The following is a 20,668-nucleotide window of genomic DNA, read 5'->3' as shown; positions in this document are numbered from 1 at the left end:
AAAAAAAACAGCAGGTAGTTATGGCAAGAAATAACGAAATTGTTACTCAAAAAAAATTCAATAAAATTTCTATTGGATTATCTTCTCCTGAAGTAATTTTAGGAAACTCACGTGGGGAAGTTTTAAAACCTGAAACCATCAATTATCGTACCCATAAGCCGGAACGTGATGGTCTTTTCTGCGAGCGAATTTTTGGCCCAGTTAAAGATTTTGAATGTGCATGTGGTAAATACAAAAGAATCCGATACAAAGGAATCGTTTGTGATCGATGTGGTGTAGAAGTTACTGAAAAGAAAGTACGTAGAGATCGTGTAGGACATATCAACTTGGTTGTTCCTGTTGCTCATATCTGGTACTTCCGTTCTTTACCAAATAAAATTGGATACTTACTTGGATTACCATCTAAGAAGTTAGACATGATTATCTATTATGAGCGTTATGTCGTAATTCAACCTGGTGATGCTAAGAATGAAGAAGGAGAACCGCTTCAAAAGATGGACTTCCTTTCTGAAGAAGAGTACTTAAATGCTCTTGAGAAATTACCAATTGAAAATCAATATTTAGACGATACTGACCCTACCAAATTCATCGCGAAAATGGGAGCTGAGTGTTTAATTGATTTACTTTCAAGAATTAATTTAGAAGAACTTTCATACGAATTACGCCACAAAGCAAACAATGAAACTTCTAAACAACGTAAAACGGAAGCTCTAAAAAGACTTCAAGTTGTTGAAGCTTTTAAAGATGCTAACTTACGCAGCGAAAATCTTCCAGAGTGGATGATTATCAAAGCTGTACCAGTAATTCCACCAGAATTACGTCCATTAGTTCCTTTAGATGGAGGTCGTTTTGCTACCTCAGATTTAAATGATCTTTATCGTCGTGTTATTATCCGTAACAACCGATTAAAGCGTTTAGTTGAAATTAAAGCACCAGAGGTTATCTTAAGAAACGAGAAGCGAATGCTTCAAGAATCTGTAGATTCTTTATTCGATAATACAAGAAAGTCTTCTGCTGTAAAAACAGACTCTAACCGTCCGTTAAAATCATTATCTGATTCCTTAAAAGGAAAACAAGGTCGTTTCAGACAAAACTTACTTGGAAAACGAGTTGATTATTCAGCACGTTCTGTAATTGTTGTAGGACCTGAATTAAAATTATTTGAATGTGGTCTTCCAAAGGATATGGCTGCTGAATTATACAAGCCGTTTATTACACGTAAATTAATTGAGCGTGGAATTGTTAAAACGGTAAAATCTGCTAAGAAAATTATAGATCGTAAAGAGCCTGTAGTTTGGGATATTTTAGAAAGTGTATTAAAAGGTCACCCAGTATTATTAAACCGTGCCCCTACATTACACAGACTTGGTATTCAAGCATTCCAGCCAAAACTTATTGAAGGAAAAGCAATTCAATTACATCCATTGGTTTGTACTGCATTTAACGCCGATTTTGATGGTGATCAAATGGCAGTTCATTTACCACTAGGACCGGAAGCGATTCTTGAAGCACAAATTTTAATGTTGGCTTCTCATAATATCTTGAACCCTGCAAACGGATCACCGGTAACGGTTCCTTCTCAGGATATGGTATTGGGACTTTACTACATGACAAAAGCAAGAAAGTCTACTAAAGATCACAAAGTGGTTGGAGAGGGACTTACTTTCTATTCTGTAGAAGAGGTTCATATTGCATACAACGAAAAACGCGTTGATCTTAATGCTACTATAAAGATTAGAGCAAAAGACCTAAATGAAGAAGGTGTTCTAGAATATAAAATCATAGATACTACAGTAGGTAGAGTTTTATTTAACGAGGTTGTTCCAGAAAACGCGGGATACTTCAACGAAGTACTTACAAAGAAAAATCTACGTGAAATTATTGGGCAAATCCTTAAAGTAACTAGTGTTCCTGAAACTGCTGAATTCTTAGATAAGATTAAAAGTATGGGATACGGGTTTGCATTTAAAGGAGGATTATCTTTTAGTTTAGGAGATATTATTATTCCACCAGAAAAGCAACCTTTAATTGATGAAGCTAATAGTTTAGTGGATAGTATTAAAGGTAACTACAATATGGGTCTGATTACTAATAACGAACGTTACAATCAGATTATCGATATTTGGACTAATACAAATTCACGCTTAACAAACTTAGCGATGAAGAGAATTAGTGAAGATCAGCAAGGGTTTAACTCTGTATATATGATGTTAGATTCTGGAGCTCGTGGATCTAAGGAACAGATTCGACAGTTAACAGGGATGCGTGGATTAATGGCAAAGCCTAAAAAGTCTACCTCAGGAGGGGGAGAAATTATTGAAAATCCGATTCTTTCTAACTTTAAAGAAGGTCTTTCGATTCTTGAATACTTTATTTCTACTCACGGTGCACGTAAAGGATTAGCGGATACAGCACTTAAAACTGCCGATGCAGGATACCTTACTCGTCGTTTAGTTGATGTTTCTCAAGACGTTATTGTCAACGAAGTTGATTGTGGTACGTTAAGAGGAATTGAAGTTAAGCCGCTAAGAAAGAATGAAGAAATTGTAGAGCCTTTATCGGATCGAATCCGAGGAAGAGTTGCTTTGTTTGATGTAATCAATCCATTAGATGGAGAGGTAATTATTGAAGCAAATACAGAAATTTCTGATTTAGTAGCTGACAGTGTAGATCAACTTCCAATCGAATCTATAGAAGTTCGTTCTCCACTTACTTGTGAAGCTAAGAAAGGAATTTGTACATCATGTTATGGTCGTAACCTTGCAACGGGTAAAATGGTTCAAAAAGGGGAAGCTGTAGGTGTAGTTGCAGCTCAGTCTATTGGAGAGCCAGGAACTCAGTTAACCTTAAGAACATTCCACGTAGGTGGGGTAGCAGGTGGTAGTTCTCAAGAGAACGAACTACGTGTTAAATTCGATGGAGTTGCTGAAATCGAAGATCTTAAGACTGTAAAAGGTAAAGATGCTGAAGGAAATGATATCGATATCGTAATTTCTAGAACTTCTGAAATTAAATTGTCTGATAAGAACACCAAAGTTGTATTGAGTACCAATAATATTCCTTACGGATCAACATTAATGATCAAGAACGGAAGTACTGTTAAGAAAAACGATCTAATTTGTCAGTGGGATCCATTTAACGGAGTTATTGTTTCTGAATTTACAGGTAAAATTGTTTACGAAAATGTAGAACAAGGTGTCACTTATCAAGTTGAGATTGATGAACAAACAGGATTCCAAGAGAAAGTTATTTCAGAATCTAGAAACAAGAAAGTAATACCTACTTTATTGATTCAAGATAAAAAAGGAACTGTATTACGTTCGTACAACCTTCCAGTTGGAGCTCACATCATGGTTGACGATAACGAAGAGATTCAAGAAGGTAAAATCTTAGTTAAGATACCAAGAAAATCTGCTCGTTCTGGGGATATTACAGGAGGTCTTCCTCGTGTAACTGAACTTTTCGAAGCACGTAATCCTTCTAATCCTGCTGTTGTATCTGAAATTGACGGAGTTGTTTCTTTTGGAAAAATTAAAAGAGGTAACCGTGAGATCATAGTAGAATCTAAATTTGGTGATGTTAGAAAATATCTAGTTAAATTATCAAGTCAAATTCTTGTTCAAGAAAATGATTTTGTTAAAGCAGGTATGCCTTTATCAGACGGTTCTATTACACCGATTGATATCTTAAAAATTAAAGGTCCATCGGCAGTACAACAATACTTAGTAAACGAAGTACAAGAAGTATACCGATTACAAGGAGTGAAAATTAACGATAAGCATTTTGAAGTAGTAGTACGTCAAATGATGCGTAAGGTTAAAATTAACGATCCAGGAGATACTATTTTCTTAGAAAATCAATTGATTCATAAATATGATTTCATTACTGAAAACGATGAGTTATTCGGTAAGAAAGTTGTTGAAGAAGCAGGAGATTCTGAGAATTTAAAAGAAGGACAATTAATTACTTCTAGAGAACTTAGAGATGAAAATTCAATCCTTAAACGTGAAGGAAAAGCATTAGTTGTTGCACGTGATGCACGTTCTGCAACAGCTACTACGGAGCTTCAAGGAATTACTAGAGCATCGCTACAAACGAAGTCATTTATCTCTGCAGCTTCTTTCCAAGAAACAACTAAAGTATTAAACGAAGCCGCTGTAAACGGAAAAGTTGATACACTAGAAGGCTTAAAAGAAAATGTAATTGTAGGTCACAAAATACCTGCAGGAACTGGTCTTAGAGAGTACAATGACGTTATTGTAGGTTCTAAAGAAGAATACACAAGTTTGTTGATTAACAAAGAAGAAACAGAAGCTGAAGTAGAAGCATAAGTTATGAGTGATTCAAAGACAGAAGAACAAAAAATAAATATTGAATTAGATGAAGCTACGGCTGAGGGTACTTACTCGAACCTAGCCATAATCAACCATTCAGTATCTGAGTTTATTGTTGATTTTATATCAATGATGCCTGGGGCTCCAAAAGCTAAGGTTAAGTCTAGAATTATTTTAACTCCGCAACATGCCAAGAGATTACAAAAAGCGTTGAGTGAAAACATTCAACGGTTTGAAAATGCAAATGGAGAAATTCAATTTAACGAACAACCTCCAATTCCATTAAATTTTGGCCCTACCGGTGAAGCCTAATAAAATAATCCTCAACAGCAATGTTGGGGATTTTTTTTAATCATGTTCAAATGATTATCTTGTTTTCTTTTGAATTATAAAAAGGTTACTTTAGTAAAAAACAAAGACCATGGGAAACTCATCTTTTAAAAACTTTAAAGAATTTTATCCATTCTACTTATCAGAACACAAAAATAAAACCAGTCGCATTCTTCACTTTATAGGTACATTCTTAGTTCTAGGATTGTTAGTTTTTTTAATATTCGCTCAAAAAGAAGCTCGTTATTGGATCGCACTTCCATTAACAGGATATGGTTTTGCTTGGATTGGTCATGCCTTTTTTGAAAAAAACAAACCAGCCACTTTTAAGCATCCTTTATGGAGTTTAAGAGGCGATTTTACACTTTTTTTTGACATCTTGCTCGGTAAACGTGGTTTCGATGCCTCTAAGGATTAGATTAAAATTCTGAGGTAAGATGAAACTTAACAGATGGATATTTTTGTTGTGTCATTTGTAATGAAAAGCTAGAATCTGCTAAAAAGACTAATTGTCCTTGTTTATCTGTAGCTAAGAATTTTTGTTTTACTCTTTTGAAGTCAACAAACTCATGATTCTTCTCATCTTCTGGCTCTACCCAACAGGCTTTATAAACATTAAGATTTTCATAGGAACAAATAGCTCCATATTCGTGTTCCAAACGGTATTGAATAACTTCAAATTGAAGTGCTCCAACGGTACCAATAATTTTTCGATTGTTCATGGACATAGTAAACAACTGTGCTACCCCTTCATCCATAAGCTGATCAACCCCTTTGTTTAGTTGTTTAGCTTTCATTGGATCCGCATTGTTGATGTATCTAAAATGTTCGGGAGAGAAGCTTGGAATACCTTTGAAATGAATCTTTTCCCCTGAGGTTAGGGAGTCTCCAATTTTAAAATTTCCAGTATCATGTAGCCCAACTATATCTCCAGGATAAGAGATGTCTACAATTTCTTTTCGTTCTGCAAAAAAGGCATTAGGACTTGAAAATTTAACTTTTTTATTATTTCGAACATGCAAATAAGGAGTGTTTCGCTCAAAAGTTCCAGAAACGATTTTAATAAACGCTAAGCGATCTCTATGATTTGGATCCATGTTGGCGTGTATTTTAAAAACAAAACCACTGAAGCTGTCTTCATTAGGTTGAATTACGCGTTCTTCTGCTTGTTTTTCTAGTGGGGGTGGAGCAATATCAATAAAACAATCTAGCAGTTCTTGTACTCCAAAATTATTTAAAGCAGAACCAAAAAATACAGGTTGTAGTTTTCCAGCTAAATATTCATCTTGTGAAAATGGGGGATAAACTCCAGAAACTAATTCTAATTCTTCTTTTAAAGTTTCTAAAGAATTACTAGTTATTAAACGTTCGAGCTCAGGATCATCTAAATCATCAAATGAAACAGTTTTTCCTTTAGATGTCTTGGTGTCTTCCAGAAATAGTTTTGCGTTTTTATTCCAAATATTATAAATTCCTTTAAAGTCATAACCCATTCCAATCGGGTGAGATAAAGGAGTAACTCGCAATCCTAACTTTGTTTCGATTTCATCTAAAAGATCAAAAGAATCTTTTCCTTCTCGATCCAATTTGTTTATGAAAACAATAATAGGGATACTTCGCATTCGGCATACCTCTACTAACTTTTCGGTTTGCTCTTCTACTCCTTTAGCAACATCAATAACAACTATAACACTATCTACTGCAGTCAAGGTTCTAAAAGTGTCCTCTGCAAAATCTTTGTGTCCAGGTGTATCGAGGATATTTATTTTCTTGTTTTTATAAATAAAGGCAAGAACAGAAGTAGCAACAGAAATTCCACGTTGACGTTCAATTTCCATAAAATCGCTTGTAGCACCTTTTTTAATTTTGTTCGACTTCACAGCTCCAGCCTCTTGAATTGCTCCTCCAAAAAGGAGTAATTTTTCTGTTAGAGTGGTTTTTCCAGCATCAGGGTGCGAAATAATTCCAAAGGTTCTCCTCCTTGCGATTTCTTCTAAAAACATGAATTAAATTTTGCTCAAAAATACAAATATATATAGGAAGGCTCATGCTTTTCAAAATAGGTTTTTGATAAATTAATTGGTAATTTTGAAACGATGGAAGAAGAAAAAGTTATACTCGTTAACTCGAATGATGAACCCATAGGTTTGATGCCAAAAATGGAGGCTCATGAGAAGGCAGTTTTACACCGTGCCTTTTCTGTTTTTGTTGTAAATGACAAAAATGAATTGATGCTCCAACAACGAGCTATAGAAAAATATCACTCTCCAGGACTTTGGACAAACACATGTTGTAGTCATCAACGTGATGGAGAAGGTAATATTGAAGCAGGACTTAGAAGACTCGATGAAGAAATGGGGTTTACAACCCCTTTAGAATATCTTTTCAATTTTATATATAAAGCACCTTTTGATAATGGTTTAACAGAACATGAATTAGATCACGTTATGCTTGGTCGGTATGAAGGAGATCCTGTTATTAATCCAGAAGAAGTTGCTTCTTGGAAATGGATGAATATTGAAGAGATTAATTCTGACTTAAAAAATAATCCAGATTCTTATACCGTGTGGTTTGCTATAATCTTTGATCGTTTTTATAATCATTTAAACCAAAAATAATGAATGTAACAGTAAGCAGAAAAGCACATTTTAATGCAGCACATCGCTTGTACAGAAAAGATTGGAGTGACAAACAAAATAATGCCATATTTGGTAAATGCTCTAATCCAAACTTCCACGGACACAATTACGAGCTAATTGTAAGTGTAACTGGACCAATCGACCCTAACACAGGTTATGTTATGGATATGAAAGTTTTAAAAGATTATATTAAATCTGAAGTTGAAGATGCTTTTGATCATAAAAACTTAAACTTAGAAGTTCCAGAATTTTCCGATACGATACCTACCGCAGAAAACATTGTTGTTGTTATTTATAATAAATTAAAAAAAATCCTTACCAAAGAGCAAAGAATGGAAGTTGTACTCTATGAAACTCCAAGAAACTTTGTGACTTACTCCGAAAATTTATGAGCTTAAAAATAGGTGATCCTGTTCCTAGATTTGAATTATTTGATCAACATGGAAATCAATTTAAAAGTGAAACAGTAATCGGTGTAAAACCTGTTATTGTTTATTTTTATCCAAAAGACGAAACACCTGGATGCACAGCTGAGGCTTGTAGTTTTAGAGATCATTACGAGGAGTTTCTTGAACTAGGTGCAGAGGTAATTGGTATTAGCTCAGATGGGGTTAAAAGTCATCAGAAATTTGCAAAAAGACATCGTCTTCCGTTTATACTTTTATCCGATTCTAAACAGAAAGTACAGCGCTTGTTTAAATTGCCGAAGATTCTATTTGGCCTCTACACTAAACGAATAACTTTTGTAATTAATAAAGAGGGGGACGTTTCTTACGTTCATAATAGTTTATTGCCAGATAGTCATATTAAGAAAGCATTACAGAAATTAAAATAACTATTTTCGAATCTTACTTTAAGATACTACTGACGTTAACAAATATAATTTCAATACCTTTACCAAAAACAAAGAAGTGTTATGGCTAGTAAAAAACAACTAAAGAAAGATATCAATAATAGTGTTGGCTCTTTAATAGAAGAAATCTATGTTTGGGAACTAATGAATCCTAAAGGTGATTTCAAGAAAAGTGAAAAGTTAATCGATGAAGCAATTGCTTTGTTTGATGAACTTATTATTAAAATTCACGATTTTCAAGAAGGAACTTCTGCAAAGAAACATTTCAATTCAATTGTAGAGCAATTGAATAAAACAACTGCTTCTATTTCAGATAAAATAGATAAGCTTAAATAGAAAGTTTCAAAGAATTATTCTTCCTTTAGGGAAGCAAGATGTTTACTAAACTCAACCCCATAGGTTGAGTTTTTTACTTTTTCAGACATTTCTGAATAAAGATCATTGAGAAGCTTTGGGTTTGCATTACTAATTTCGAATAACCCAATATATGGTGCTATTTCTTTATCCGCATGGTTTGTTGCAAAGTTTAAGGCATATAGATAACGTCTTTTTAATAATCTTTTAGAGTCTTCTTCAAATTTAGCTTCTTTTGCCTTTGGACTTAAAGAATCTTCTTCTATATAATTTTTCAATAGCTTAAGACTCGTTTCATTAAATCTTCTTAATGTTCCTTGATATTCCTCCCATAAAACTTGATTTTCGGATCCGGAAATTTTTGCACTACTTTCGAATGTTTTTAATAAAGTGTTTATAGTAATATCTCCTTTTTCTCCAAAAAACGAAATGCGGTCATTCAATACATTCCCGTCTTCTTTGTCAAGATATAAGTAATACATTTCTGGTGATGTTATTCCATCATCTCCCAAACTAAAAACTTTATTTTTTTCGACTTTAATTGAATCTACATTAACAAGAAGCGTGTCTTCAATTTTTTGAAGGTATAAAGTTCCTTTTCTTAATCCGTCAATTGTTCCAGTTACATTCATGGCTTTTTTTGTTGGTGAGCCACAAGAAATTATTAAGATTGAAACGAAAAGGGTAAAAATAGATCTCATAAAATGTTTTTTATTTATTAAACCAGTAGGTTAATTTAAAGGTTAAACTCCGAACTTTAGGTGCAAAAGTATCAGTTACAAAGTAATTATCATTATAAACAAGATAAAAATCTGATAAAGGACTAAATCTCCATTGTAATCTAGAATTTATGCCAAAAATTTCTGATTGAGAACTATATTGGAAAAATGTCCCCCAAAATAATTTTTTGTTGAAAGTGACATCAACCTTTGGACCCACTAGTATTAAATCAACTGCATTATAATTAGGCAATTTAATCCGATCATAATTTAAGCGCATACTCGCTGTAAAATAGGGCTGAATGCGGTAATTCATTTGGGAAGAGAAAGAGAGTTTTTTTCCATTAAAAAAACTACCATAAGAGCTTCTTGCATTATATGTAAAGATATTGTTGGGATCAGAACGATAAGAAACTTCAACATCATTGTACTTGAAACCTGTATTTGCAGATAAAGGATCAATGTCTAAACTTCTTGTTGGGTCAAATGAATTTAGAAGATAGGTGTATCTATTACTGTATCGTAATTGAATTCTTGATTGATTTTTAAAAGAAAATTCTACATTGGACCAAAGCCCACGATCTGTAGTTAAGTTATCATCTTTAGGCCTTCCTACATAGTAAAAAGTTTGTGATAGATTGATAGAACGCAGAATTTTAGAATCAAGCCAGATTCTGTAAGTATAGCGCAAATAGTTTTTTAATATTCCAGTTCTTCTGATGAATCCCAGGTCAGATTGATAATTATCTCCGATACGAACACCTCCATAAGATACAGAATGAACTTTAGCGTTATATTCTAGATTAATACCAGCTGAATATGCGTCATTTTTTTGATCAGGACTAAATGAGTTGTGAATAAAAGTTCTTCCATTCCAACGATTACTTTTAGAAGCTAAATTAAAATCAACACCAACAACTCTATTGAAACGGTCTTGGGTGTGTTCAAAATCGGGATCTCCGGTGGTTTGTCTATTAACAAATATGAAGTTTATGTTAGACCGATCAAATACTTTTTGCTGAAGTGTAAATACGGTATTGTTATTTGCAGCAATTTGATTTGCTTCATCCTGCTCGGTTTGCATGTTTAAAAAACCAAGACGAAGATCATTATTTACTTTACCACTTAATCGAACTCCAGCTATAATTTTATTCTCAAACGTAGCTCCTGTAGTGTCCTTAGCCACTCCAATCCTCCTTGAGAAAAAAGGCTGTGCTTCCCTACGATCTCCAAAGTTCACAAATAGATCACTGTTTTGAATAAAAAACTGTCTTTTCTCTGGAAGTGTAACTTCAAACCTACTTAGATTAATGATCTGATCATCAACTTCTACTTGAGAAAAATCTGGATTAATTGTTAAATCTAGGTTCATTCCACTTCCTACTGAAACTTTAGCATCCCCACCATAATTGAATACGCTTTTACGTTCGTCGGCATCAAAGTCTTTTAGAACGGAACCTCCTATATATGGAATAAGAGCTACTGTTTTTCCTGACTTCTTTAAAGGTTTTTCGAAATTTAGAACCCCAGCATAAGCTAAGCCTGAAATTGTTTGGTTTTGAGGGATATTAGCCCAAGTGGACCATTGTTTGGTATCTGTATCGTGCCGATATATATTAAGTCTCCATTGTGTTGCACCTTCAGGATATTGAATTGATTTTAGGGGGATTTTAATTTCCGAAATAGTAAAGCCATCTTGTTGACTAGCTTCAGTTTCCCACTTAACATCCCAACTTCTATTAAAATCTTTTTCGAAATCATTCCCTCCGTTAGAAATCAATGATTCTCGTTTTACTCCAAAAGGATTAGTACCAAACATAAAGCCGTTGGTTCCATCCATAAAAGTGTCTAAGATTATCGAGATATTATCATTTCCTGCTCCAGAATAATCTCTTCTTAAAGATGGAACAATATATTCCTTAGTTTTTGAATATGAAGTAACTAAGATGTAGAGATTTACATCATCGACTAAAAACTTGGCTGTTGTTTTTTGTTCTGCTTTTAAACTGTCCGTTGGAAACCACTGCCAAAAATCAGTAATTTCATCTGCAGATTTCCAAACTTCCTCCTCCTCATAGCCATCTATAATAATTTCCTGATTAGAAAATTTCACAAAAGCTTGTAATTGCTCTTGAGAATAAGAGCTAAAATGCATGAGAACAGCTAATAGTAAAAAATAGGTTTTGATATTCAATCAATAATTAATTTAATCATACGAAAATAAGTATTGATTTTCGATTTTGAATTAAAAATATTTAAAACCTTTTTATTTTAATATTTTCCTGAATGTTAAATTAATTCTCGAGTCAATTTCTCTTTTAGTTTTTGCTATCTGGTGTTGCCAGTTTTCTTGCATAGTACCACCCATAATCAATAAACTACCGTGTTCTAATTTTATTTTTAAGCGTTGCGTTTTATCTTTCTTGTGTTTTAAATGAAAAAATCGTTCTTCACCTAAGCTAACCGACGCAATGATTGGGTTGATTCCCAATTCTTTCTCGTCATCTGAATGCCACCCATTACTATCTTTTCCATCTCGGTACTGGTTTAATAAAACCGAAGTAAATTTATTTTGTTCAACAGTTTTTATTTTTGATAAAATACGCTCAAGAGTTTCTGTCATAGGTTCAGGGTTCATTTTAATTCCAGAGTAACTGTAGGGTTCCTTATTTACACTGTGCAATGAAGTAAGTCTTGGTTGCGGGTATGTTTTTCCGAAAACTGTTATGGGGTCTTGTCTCCAAGGTATTTCTTTAAGTAACTTAGAATATAAAATATCTGCTTCTTCTTTTGTCCAAAAGGTTGAATAGTATGTTAATTCAGCATCTGGTAGTTTTGGCTGCCAGGGTTCATTAGTATTTGAGAAAAGTTCAAGCATATTCAAAAGTAAGTTATTTAATTAAGCAATTTCATGAGTATTCTTAAAACGATAATTTTCCCACCAATATGATTGATGAGTTATTTGTTATATTTAATAAAATTTATTGTGTCATGAAAGTTCGTTCTGGTTTTATTCTGTTATCCGTTCTTACCATTATTCTTACCGCGGGTGTTTGTTTAATTTGGAAACCTGTATTGTGGAGTTTAGTAGTTACCGCCCCTATTATTTTAATTGGTTTTTATGATTTAACCCAAAAACGCCAAACCATTCTAAGAAATTTTCCAGTTCTAGGACATTTCAGGTATTTACTTGAGTCAATTCGCCCTGAAATTATGCAATATTTTGTAGAGACCGATACTCAGGGGCGTCCTATCAATAGAATGTTTAGAAGTTTAATTTATCAAAGGGCTAAAGATGTTACAGACACAGTTCCTTTTGGTACGCAAATGGATGTATATCGATCGGGTTATGAATGGATGGATCATTCGATGTATGCAATTGACAAAAAAATAATTGATACTAAACCAAGAGTTTTAGTTGGAGGTAAACACTGTAGGCAACCTTATTCTGCTAGTTTAATGAATGTCTCTGCAATGAGTTATGGTTCTTTAAGTAAAAACGCTGTCCTTGCTTTAAACAAAGGGGCTAAGATGGGTGATTTTGCACAAAATACAGGTGAAGGTTCTATCAGCCCATTTCATTTGGAACCCAATGGAGATTTGATATGGCAAATTGGAACCGGTTATTTTGGTTGTAGAACAAAAGAGGGTACGTTTTGTCCGGACTCTTTTGCTGAAAAAGCAAATTTAGATTCTGTAAAAATGATAGAGATTAAAATATCTCAAGGAGCAAAACCAGGGCATGGTGGTATACTTCCAGCAGCAAAAAACACCAAAGAAATTGCAGAAATTAGAAATATAACGCCTCATACAGATGTACATTCCCCACCAAGTCACTCAGCCTTTTCTAATCCCGAAGAATTAATCGAGTTTATTTCATTGCTCAGAGAACGCTCAAACGGAAAACCAATTGGTTTTAAACTATGTGTGGGGAAACAGCAAGAATTTATAGAGATCTGTAAGGCTATGATTAAAACAGGTGTTACACCAGATTTTATAACTGTTGATGGTGGAGAAGGAGGAACAGGGGCCGCTCCGGTTGAGTTTTCGAATTCTCTTGGAATGCCACTAAGGGACGGACTTGCTTTTGTTTATGACACTTTAGTTGGTTATGGACTTAAAGACGAAATAAAATTAATGGCATCGGGTAAAATATTTACAGGATTTCATATTGCCCGTGCTTTAGCTTTAGGTGCTGATATGGTAAGTTGTGCCCGCGCAATGATGATGGCGATTGGATGTATACAAGCGTTAGAATGTAATACGAACTCATGTCCTGTTGGAGTTGCAACACAAAATAAGTCCTTAATGAGTGGACTAGATGTAAATGATAAATCTTTTCGAGTAGCTAACTTTCATAGAAAAACACTTAAAAGTTTTACAGAACTAATAGCTGCAGCGGGGGTTGATTCTCCAGAAAAATTAGAAAGGAAACATGTGAACAGAAGAATAGGGATGAATGTAATTAAGAAGTATGATGAGATATTCCCATATACAAAAGCAAATTCACTACTGTGAAATAGTTTATAGTAAAAAGGCTATCTATTTAGACAGCCTTTTTACTATGTAGTTTATTTAATAAGATCAACACTACGGACAATGAACTGCGTCAGTTCTTCCCCTTTCAAAAGATTTTGGGAAAGTCGAGCTAAATCAAGCGTTTGTTGAATTAATCGCTCTCTTTTTTTCTGAGTCTTTGTATTTAATATTTGACTAACTAATGGATGATTCGTATTTACCACTAGGTTATGCATCTCCGGGAAATTCCCAAACATACTTCCTGCACCACCTGTTTGTTGCATTTCTTTCATTCTTCTCATGAACTCAGGCTGAGTTAATACAAATGGAAGTTGAGAACTACTTAATGCCTCTAATTGAATTGTATATTTTTCTTTTGGAATTACAGCTTCAATTAATGGAGTTAGTTTTTCTTTTTCTTCATCCGATAATTTAGAAACAGTTACTTCGTCTTTCTTAATTAGATTTTCAATGGCATCACCATCAACTCGTACAAAAGAAAGATTTTCGTTTGCTCCCTCAAGCTTTTGAATTAAGTGAGGTACAATTGGAGAATCTAAAAGTAACACTTGGTATCCTTTTTCTTTTGCAGCTTCTATGTAAGCGTGTTGTTCATCTTTGTTTGATGCATAAAGAACTACGAGTTTGTCGTCTTTGTCTGTTTGTAAATCTTTGATTGCTTCCTTTAATTCTTCGAACGTAAAGAAGGAGCCATCTACTGTCGGGTAAAGTGCAAATTTGTCTGATTTTTCAAAGAATTTATCTTCAGAAAGCATTCCATATTCAATAACAACCTTGATGTCATTCCATTTCTGTTCAAATGCAGCTCGATCTTTTTTAAAGAGACTCGTAAGCTTGTCAGCAACTTTTCGGGTAATGTAATTGCTTATTTTTTTAACTGCTCCGTCCGCCTGTAGATAACTTCGTGAAACATTCAATGGAATATCTGGTGAGTCAATAACTCCTTTAAGCATCGTTAAAAATTCTGGAACAATACCCTCTACATTGTCTGTTACAAAAACTTGATTTTGATACAGTTGTATGCGATCTTTTTGAATGCTTAAATCATTACTTAATTTTGGAAAATATAAGATTCCAGTTAAGTTAAAAGGATAATCTACATTCAAATGAATGTTAAATAAAGGTTCTTCAAATTGAGTTGGATATAGTTCTCTATAAAAAGAATTATAATCTTCTTCTTTCAATTCGCTAGGTTGAAGCGTCCATGCTGGATTTGGATTGTTTACAATATTGTCTACGGTTACTTTATCAGCTTCTGTTCCTTCTGGAGATCCGTCAGGAATAGGTAAGGTTTCTTCTTTAGTACCAAATTTAATAGCGACCGGCATAAATTTGTTATACTTCGTAAGTAATTCTGTTATTTTAGAATTTTCAAGAAATTCAGTTGAATCTTCTGCAATGTGAAGAATAATTTCAGTACCACGTTCTTTCTTGTCGTGGGGTACTAGAGTAAATTCTGGAGATCCATCGCATGTCCAATGTGCGGCAGGCTCATCTTTAAAAGATTTTGTTATTAATTCTACCTTTTCTGCAACCATAAAAGCGGAATAAAAACCAAGACCAAAATGTCCTATAATTCCACTATCTGCTGCACTGTCTTTGTACTGCTCAAGAAATTCTTCAGCCCCAGAAAAAGCAACTTGATTAATGTATTTTTCAACCTCTTCAGAAGTCATACCAATCCCCTGATCAATAATGTGAAGTGTTTTGTTTTCTTTATCTATTTTAATCTCAATTATTGGATCCCCAACTTCTCCAGTAGCTTCTCCAAGATTACTTAGGTGTTTAAGTTTTAAAGTAGCATCGGTAGCATTTGAAATTAATTCACGTAAAAATATTTCGTGATCACTGTATAAAAATTTCTTGATGAGAGGAAATATATTCTCAACCGAAACATTGATTTTACCTTTTGACATAATAATAATTTTTGACTAACTAGTGTTCAAAAAAAATACCAAATTGCAAACGCTGACAAATTGGCATTTTATTTTGTTTAATTTTTATTCAAAAAAGATAAACATATTGTATTTTTGTAAAAAACACAAAGTAATGTCTGCAAAGAAAGTTCAAACTAAACCTGATATTCTTACACTTTATATGGAAAGTGTATTAGAACACGAAAAATTTCCACTCTCTGCTTACAAATTTTGTAAGGCTAATTCTATTGATGAAACAGAATTTTATAAAGAGTATGCTTCTTTAGATACGGTCAAGCACCATATATGGCAAGCGTTTTATGACAACACCATTAATTTGTTGCACAAGAACGAAAATTATTCTTCAATGACTAGAAAAGATCGTTTATTGGTGTTTTATTTTACGTTTTTCGAAGTGTTATTATTAAATCGTAGTTATGTTTTATTTGCCTTAAAGGAACACAAGAATTCCATGGCAAATTTGGGTCAATTAAAGAAACTGCGTTCGAGTTTTAAAAGTTTTACATCAGAATTAATTGAAGAGGGTAATGATGATAAGAATTTGGATATAACTAAAAATCCAATAAGTATATTTTCTGAAGCAGCATGGGTTCAGCTTTTGTTTATTTTAAAATTCTGGTTGGATGATACGTCTCCCGATTTCGAAAAAACGGATGTAGCAATAGAAAAATCCATAGCAGTAGCATTCGAAGTTTTTGATAACAACCAATTAGAAACAATTTTTGATTTTGGTAAGTTTTTATGGAAAGAAAAATTCGCTAATTAATTGAAAACATTAGATTACATACCAACAGGAAAATTACAACGTGCAGGAAAACTAGTTTCAACCGGTGTTAAGATTGGGGGGAATTACATTAAATATGTTGGTGAAAAAATTACTAACCCTGAAGAGGCAAAGCAAAATTTTGACCAAAATAATGCAGAAGATATATATGATGGTTTAAAAAGTCTCAAGGGAAGTGCGCTCAAAGTTGCACAAATGTTGAGTATGGAAAAGAATATGTTACCGGCTGCTTATGTTGATAAATTTAGTCTTGCACAGTTTTCGGTTCCACCACTTTCTGGACCTTTGGTTAGAAAGACTTTTAAAAGATATCTTGGGAATTATCCTGAAGATATTTTTGATCAATTTACCGCAGAATCTGTAAACGCAGCAAGCATTGGCCAAGTTCATAAAGCTACATTAGATGGTAAAAAATTAGCCGTTAAAATCCAATATCCAGGTGTTGCAAATAGTATAAGCTCTGATTTAACCCTTGTAAAGCCAGTTGCTACCCGTTTATTTAATTTAAAGGGTAAAGACTCAGAAAAATACTTCAAAGAAGTAGAGGGTAAACTTTTAGAAGAAACGGATTATACTTTAGAGCTAAAACAAAGTAGAGAGATTACAGATGCGTGTTCTATGATTCCGAATCTTAAGTTTCCAAATTATTATGAAGATTTATCATGTGATAAGATACTAACCATGGATTGGATGGAGGGTGTTCATTTATCAGAATATACTTCTGATTTAAAAGATTTAGATCAAGCTAGAGTTGTGGGTCAAACCTTATGGGATTTTTACATGTATCAGATGCATGTTTTAAAACGGGTTCATGCTGATCCTCATCCTGGTAACTTTTTAATTGATGAAAAGGGATCCTTGATTGCTATAGATTTTGGATGTATTAAAAATGTTCCAGAAGATTTTTATACTCCATACTTTGAATTAGCTACAAAAGAGGCTATGGCCGACCGAGATTTTTTTGTTGAAAAAATAACAGCTCTTGAAATTCTAAGAGCAGACGATTCTGACGAGGATAGTGCCTATATAACACAATTGTTTCATGAGCTTTTAGGGGTGTTGACTTTTCCATTTCATAATGAAACATTTGATTTTTCTGATGAGCTTTTCTGGAATAAGGTTGCTCATATGAGTGAAAGATTGTCACAGGATGAGAAATTAAGAAAATTAAATGGAAATAGAGGATCAAAACATTTTCTGTATATAAACAGAACATTTTTTGGACTTTATAATTTACTGCATGATCTCAAAGCTGAAATCGTTGTAAATAATTACAAAAAGTTTATCTAAATCTTTTGTGATTATTTACTATTATTCTTTACTTGTGAGCTCAACTACTTTTATATTATGTATAATTCAAGAATTATTGGTTTAGGTAAATATGTCCCTGAAAACATTGTCACTAACGAAGATTTATCCAAGATTATGGATACATCAGACGCGTGGATTACGGAAAGAACAGGAATAAAAGAGCGTCGTCACATTAAAAAAGGTGATGGGAATACTACTGCAACTATGGCACTTAAAGCAACAAAAATTGCTTTAGAACGCGCAAATATAGCTGCAGAGGATTTAGACTTGATTCTTTTTGCAACATTAAGTCCAGACTACTATTTCCCCGGATCTGGGGTTGTACTTCAAGATTTACTTGGAATTCCAGCATGTCCTGCAATGGATATAAGAAATCAGTGCAGTGGATTCATTTATGCATTATCAACAGCTGATCAGTTTATAAAAACAGGTATGTATAAAAATGTGTTAGTAGTTGGATCAGAAAATCATTCAGGTGGCTTAGATATGACTTCAAGAGGTCGTGGAGTTTCTGTAATTTTTGGAGATGGTGCTGGAGCAGCAGTTCTAACTAGAGAGACCAACAAGGAACGCGGCATAATGTCATCCCATATTTATTCGGAGGGCTCTTATGCCGAAGAACTTTCCTTAATCGGACCCAGTACCAATCGATGGGTTCCAGAAATCATAGAAGCAAATGATCCGGAAGATTTAAGTTATTATCCTTACATGAACGGTCAAGTGGTTTTTAAAAATGCTGTGGTTCGTTTTTCGGAGGTTATTAACGAAGGTTTAAAAAAGAATAACTGGTTGTCTACTGATATCGATATGTTTGTGCCACATCAAGCAAATCTTAGGATTTCTCAATTTATTCAAAAGAAGTTTGGACTAAGCGATGATCAAGTCTATAACAACATCATGCGTTACGGAAATACAACTGCAGCTTCAATTCCTATAGCTTTAACAGAGGCTTGGGAAGAAGGGAAAGTTAAAGAAGGAGATAAAGTAGTTTTAGCAGCCTTTGGTAGTGGATTTACATGGGGAAGTTCTTTAATGGTTTGGTAAAATGAGCACTTCAGAAAAAGTTACTTTAATTATTGGAGCTTCTTTAAACTCAGATCGTTATTCTAACAAAGCTTTTCATAGACTAAAAGCTGCAAATCATAAAGTGTATAACATTGGATTCAGAGAAGGAGTTTTAGAGGATCTTAAAATTTATAAAGAGCATCAATTGGATTGGAGTACGATTGATACAGTAACCTTATATCTTGGACCTGCTCGACAAGAACTTTATTATGATTATCTTTTAAAATTAAAACCAAAAAGAGTAATTTTCAATCCAGGTACTGAAAATGAGGAGCTAGAGAATATTCTTAAAGAAGCAGGGATTCAAACAGAACAAGCTTGTACTTTAGTTTTACTTTCTACGAATCAATATTAAACCAAGGAAGGTAAGCAAGCCGTTTATAGGAAGTAGCTCGTAACCAATAACATATCCTCCGAGCGTTTCTGGATTTATATTAGCTAACAAACTGGTAATGATCACGGATGCGAACACCACAAACCATACATATTGATCTTTGATTTTGTGCTTTGTAAATATTCCAAAAGCAAAAAGGCCAAGTAAAGGTCCGTAGGTATATCCTGCAACTGTTAATAAACTGTCAATTACATTTCGGTCTAAAATATATTTAAATGTAATTACAACAACGATGAGTAGGACACTCATTCCGACATGTACTTTTTTGCGTAAGCTTTTTTGTTTTCGTTCTTCAATATTTTTTATGTTCAAAAAATCAACACAAAAAGAAGTCGTTAAAGAAGTAAGAGCACTATCAGCACTGCTATATGCAGCAGCAATAAGTCCTAAAATAAAAGTTACTCCAACACCCAAACCTAAAGCTCCATTTAATGCAATTTCGGGGAACAGTAAATCAGTTTTTGCTTTTCCATTTACTAGCGGGATGGTTATACCCTCGCGTTGAGCGTAAATATAAAGTAATGCTCCAAGTAACATAAAGAGTCCAGTTACTAGAACCAAAACAAAACTAAAAGCAACCATATTTTTTTGAGCTTCTTTTAAGTTTTTGCAACTAAGATTTTTTTGCATCATATCCTGGTCTAATCCAGTCATACATATCGTAATGAATATTCCTCCGGTGAATGATTTTAAGAAATGATTTTTAACCAAAAAAGAATCTGTTACAAAAACAGAACTGTATTTTTCAAATTCTGATGATTTTAAAAAGTCCAGCATGCTCCAACCTAACTCTTGGTTTATGTATTTTATGGATAAGAATACCGCTAAAATCATCAAGGTAGTTTGAAGAGTATCTGTCCATACAATTGTTTTAATTCCGCCTCGTTGCGTATAGACCCAGATCAAAACAATAGAAAGTATAACAGTAGCTTCAAACGGAACGTTCCACGCGTCAAAAATAAATTGTTGTAAAACAATAGCCACTAAAAATAAGCGAAATGCTGCTCCTAAAACTCTGGATATAAAAAAGAATAATGCCCCTGCTTTATGACTGTTTTTTCCAAGTCGATCGTTTAAATATTCGTAAATAGATGTAACTTGATTTTTGTAATAAATAGGAAGCAAAACATAGGCAACAATAAAATAACCAACCATATAACCCAAAACAACTTGGAAGTAACTAAACTGAGATGCCTCTATCCATCCAGGAACCGATATAAAAGTAACTCCAGATAAAGAAGCACCAACCATTCCAAAAGCAACTAGATACCAAGAAGAACTTCTGTTAGCTGTAAAAAATTCTCGGTTTGAATCTTCTGTGCTGGTGAGGTAAGAAATTAACATAAGAACTGCAAAGTAACAGATTATGAGGGTAAGAATGAATAATGGTGTTATCATATGGGCTAAAG

At 33.7% G+C, this 20,668-nt stretch carries 18 protein-coding genes; 12 read left to right on the top strand and 6 right to left on the bottom strand.

Features of this window, described 5'->3' with window-relative positions; genetic code table 11:
• Window positions 1–20: 20 nt before the first annotated feature.
• The 3 genes from rpoC to NG655_RS07470 all read left to right on the top strand — a co-directional run bounded on the left by rpoC (window position 21) and on the right by NG655_RS07470 (window position 5,082).
• The gene (gene rpoC, locus NG655_RS07480) at window positions 21–4,331 is read left to right on the top strand and encodes a DNA-directed RNA polymerase subunit beta' (protein WP_252158702.1); all 4,311 of its coding nucleotides are present in this window, start codon (window positions 21–23) and stop codon (window positions 4,329–4,331) included.
• 3 nt (window positions 4,332–4,334) lie between these two features.
• On the top strand, window positions 4,335–4,646 hold the full coding sequence (locus tag NG655_RS07475; RefSeq protein WP_252158701.1) for a DUF3467 domain-containing protein: 312 nt from the start codon (window positions 4,335–4,337) through the stop codon (window positions 4,644–4,646).
• Between the two features lie 109 nt (window positions 4,647–4,755).
• Entirely contained in the window at window positions 4,756–5,082 is a 327-nt protein-coding gene (locus tag NG655_RS07470; RefSeq protein WP_252158700.1) for an Mpo1-like protein, read from the top strand.
• Between the two features lies 1 nt (window position 5,083).
• Here the strand turns inward: NG655_RS07470 and NG655_RS07465 are convergent, their stop codons facing one another.
• Entirely contained in the window at window positions 5,084–6,667 is a 1,584-nt protein-coding gene (locus tag NG655_RS07465) for a peptide chain release factor 3 (RefSeq protein ID WP_252158699.1), read from the bottom strand.
• 93 nt (window positions 6,668–6,760) lie between these two features.
• Here NG655_RS07465 and idi point away from each other — a divergent pair, with 93 nt between their 5' ends.
• The 4 genes from idi (at window position 6,761) to NG655_RS07445 (ending at window position 8,492) form a co-directional block, all read left to right on the top strand.
• Window positions 6,761–7,282, top strand: coding sequence for an isopentenyl-diphosphate Delta-isomerase (gene idi / locus NG655_RS07460; protein WP_252158698.1), 522 nt, complete (start codon window positions 6,761–6,763; stop codon window positions 7,280–7,282).
• On the top strand, window positions 7,282–7,695 hold the full coding sequence (locus NG655_RS07455) for a 6-pyruvoyl trahydropterin synthase family protein (RefSeq protein ID WP_252158697.1): 414 nt from the start codon (window positions 7,282–7,284) through the stop codon (window positions 7,693–7,695). The genes idi and NG655_RS07455 overlap by 1 nt, the downstream gene beginning before the upstream one ends.
• Window positions 7,692–8,138: a peroxiredoxin gene (locus NG655_RS07450; RefSeq protein WP_252158696.1), complete on the top strand. Its 447-nt coding sequence runs from the start codon at window positions 7,692–7,694 to the stop codon at window positions 8,136–8,138. The genes NG655_RS07455 and NG655_RS07450 overlap by 4 nt, the downstream gene beginning before the upstream one ends.
• A gap of 81 nt (window positions 8,139–8,219) precedes the next feature.
• Window positions 8,220–8,492: a hypothetical protein gene (locus NG655_RS07445; protein WP_252158695.1), complete on the top strand. Its 273-nt coding sequence runs from the start codon at window positions 8,220–8,222 to the stop codon at window positions 8,490–8,492.
• A 14-nt stretch (window positions 8,493–8,506) separates the two neighbouring features.
• Here NG655_RS07445 and NG655_RS07440 read toward each other — a convergent pair whose 3' ends face one another.
• The 3 genes from NG655_RS07440 to NG655_RS07430 form a co-directional block, all read right to left on the bottom strand.
• A complete protein-coding gene (locus NG655_RS07440; RefSeq protein ID WP_252158694.1) occupies window positions 8,507–9,211 on the bottom strand; it encodes a DUF4369 domain-containing protein in 705 nt (234 codons plus the stop codon).
• Window positions 9,212–9,221: 10 nt separating this feature from the next.
• The gene (locus NG655_RS07435; protein WP_252158693.1) at window positions 9,222–11,384 is read right to left on the bottom strand and encodes a DUF5916 domain-containing protein; all 2,163 of its coding nucleotides are present in this window, start codon (window positions 11,382–11,384) and stop codon (window positions 9,222–9,224) included.
• A gap of 111 nt (window positions 11,385–11,495) precedes the next feature.
• Window positions 11,496–12,107, bottom strand: a complete 612-nt coding sequence (locus NG655_RS07430) for an alpha-ketoglutarate-dependent dioxygenase AlkB family protein (protein WP_252158692.1) — start codon at window positions 12,105–12,107, stop codon at window positions 11,496–11,498.
• A 113-nt stretch (window positions 12,108–12,220) separates the two neighbouring features.
• Between NG655_RS07430 and NG655_RS07425 the strand changes: the two genes are divergently transcribed.
• The gene (locus NG655_RS07425; protein ID WP_252158691.1) at window positions 12,221–13,747 is read left to right on the top strand and encodes an FMN-binding glutamate synthase family protein; all 1,527 of its coding nucleotides are present in this window, start codon (window positions 12,221–12,223) and stop codon (window positions 13,745–13,747) included.
• A 53-nt stretch (window positions 13,748–13,800) separates the two neighbouring features.
• Here the strand turns inward: NG655_RS07425 and htpG are convergent, their stop codons facing one another.
• A complete protein-coding gene (htpG, locus tag NG655_RS07420) occupies window positions 13,801–15,684 on the bottom strand; it encodes a molecular chaperone HtpG (RefSeq protein WP_252158690.1) in 1,884 nt (627 codons plus the stop codon).
• A 133-nt stretch (window positions 15,685–15,817) separates the two neighbouring features.
• Between htpG and NG655_RS07415 the strand changes: the two genes are divergently transcribed.
• From NG655_RS07415 to NG655_RS07400, 4 genes are read left to right on the top strand one after another with little or no spacing between them, the layout of a single operon-like run.
• Window positions 15,818–16,471, top strand: coding sequence for a TetR family transcriptional regulator C-terminal domain-containing protein (locus NG655_RS07415; protein WP_252158689.1), 654 nt, complete (start codon window positions 15,818–15,820; stop codon window positions 16,469–16,471).
• Entirely contained in the window at window positions 16,472–17,779 is a 1,308-nt protein-coding gene (locus NG655_RS07410; RefSeq protein ID WP_252158688.1) for an ABC1 kinase family protein, read from the top strand. It begins immediately after the preceding gene.
• 57 nt (window positions 17,780–17,836) lie between these two features.
• Window positions 17,837–18,844, top strand: a complete 1,008-nt coding sequence (locus tag NG655_RS07405; RefSeq protein ID WP_252158687.1) for a 3-oxoacyl-ACP synthase III family protein — start codon at window positions 17,837–17,839, stop codon at window positions 18,842–18,844.
• A 1-nt stretch (window position 18,845) separates the two neighbouring features.
• Window positions 18,846–19,220, top strand: a complete 375-nt coding sequence (locus NG655_RS07400; RefSeq protein ID WP_252158686.1) for a CoA-binding protein — start codon at window positions 18,846–18,848, stop codon at window positions 19,218–19,220.
• Here the strand turns inward: NG655_RS07400 and NG655_RS07395 are convergent.
• On the bottom strand, window positions 19,197–20,654 hold the full coding sequence (locus NG655_RS07395; protein WP_252159103.1) for a sodium:solute symporter: 1,458 nt from the start codon (window positions 20,652–20,654) through the stop codon (window positions 19,197–19,199). The two genes, NG655_RS07400 and NG655_RS07395, sit on opposite strands and share 24 nt — an antisense overlap.
• Window positions 20,655–20,668 lie beyond the last annotated feature (14 nt).

The organism is Candidatus Arcticimaribacter forsetii, from assembly GCF_910589745.1.
Taxonomy (GTDB): Bacteria; Bacteroidota; Bacteroidia; order Flavobacteriales; family Flavobacteriaceae; genus Arcticimaribacter; species Arcticimaribacter forsetii.
This window is presented reverse-complemented; position numbering and strand designations above follow the sequence as displayed.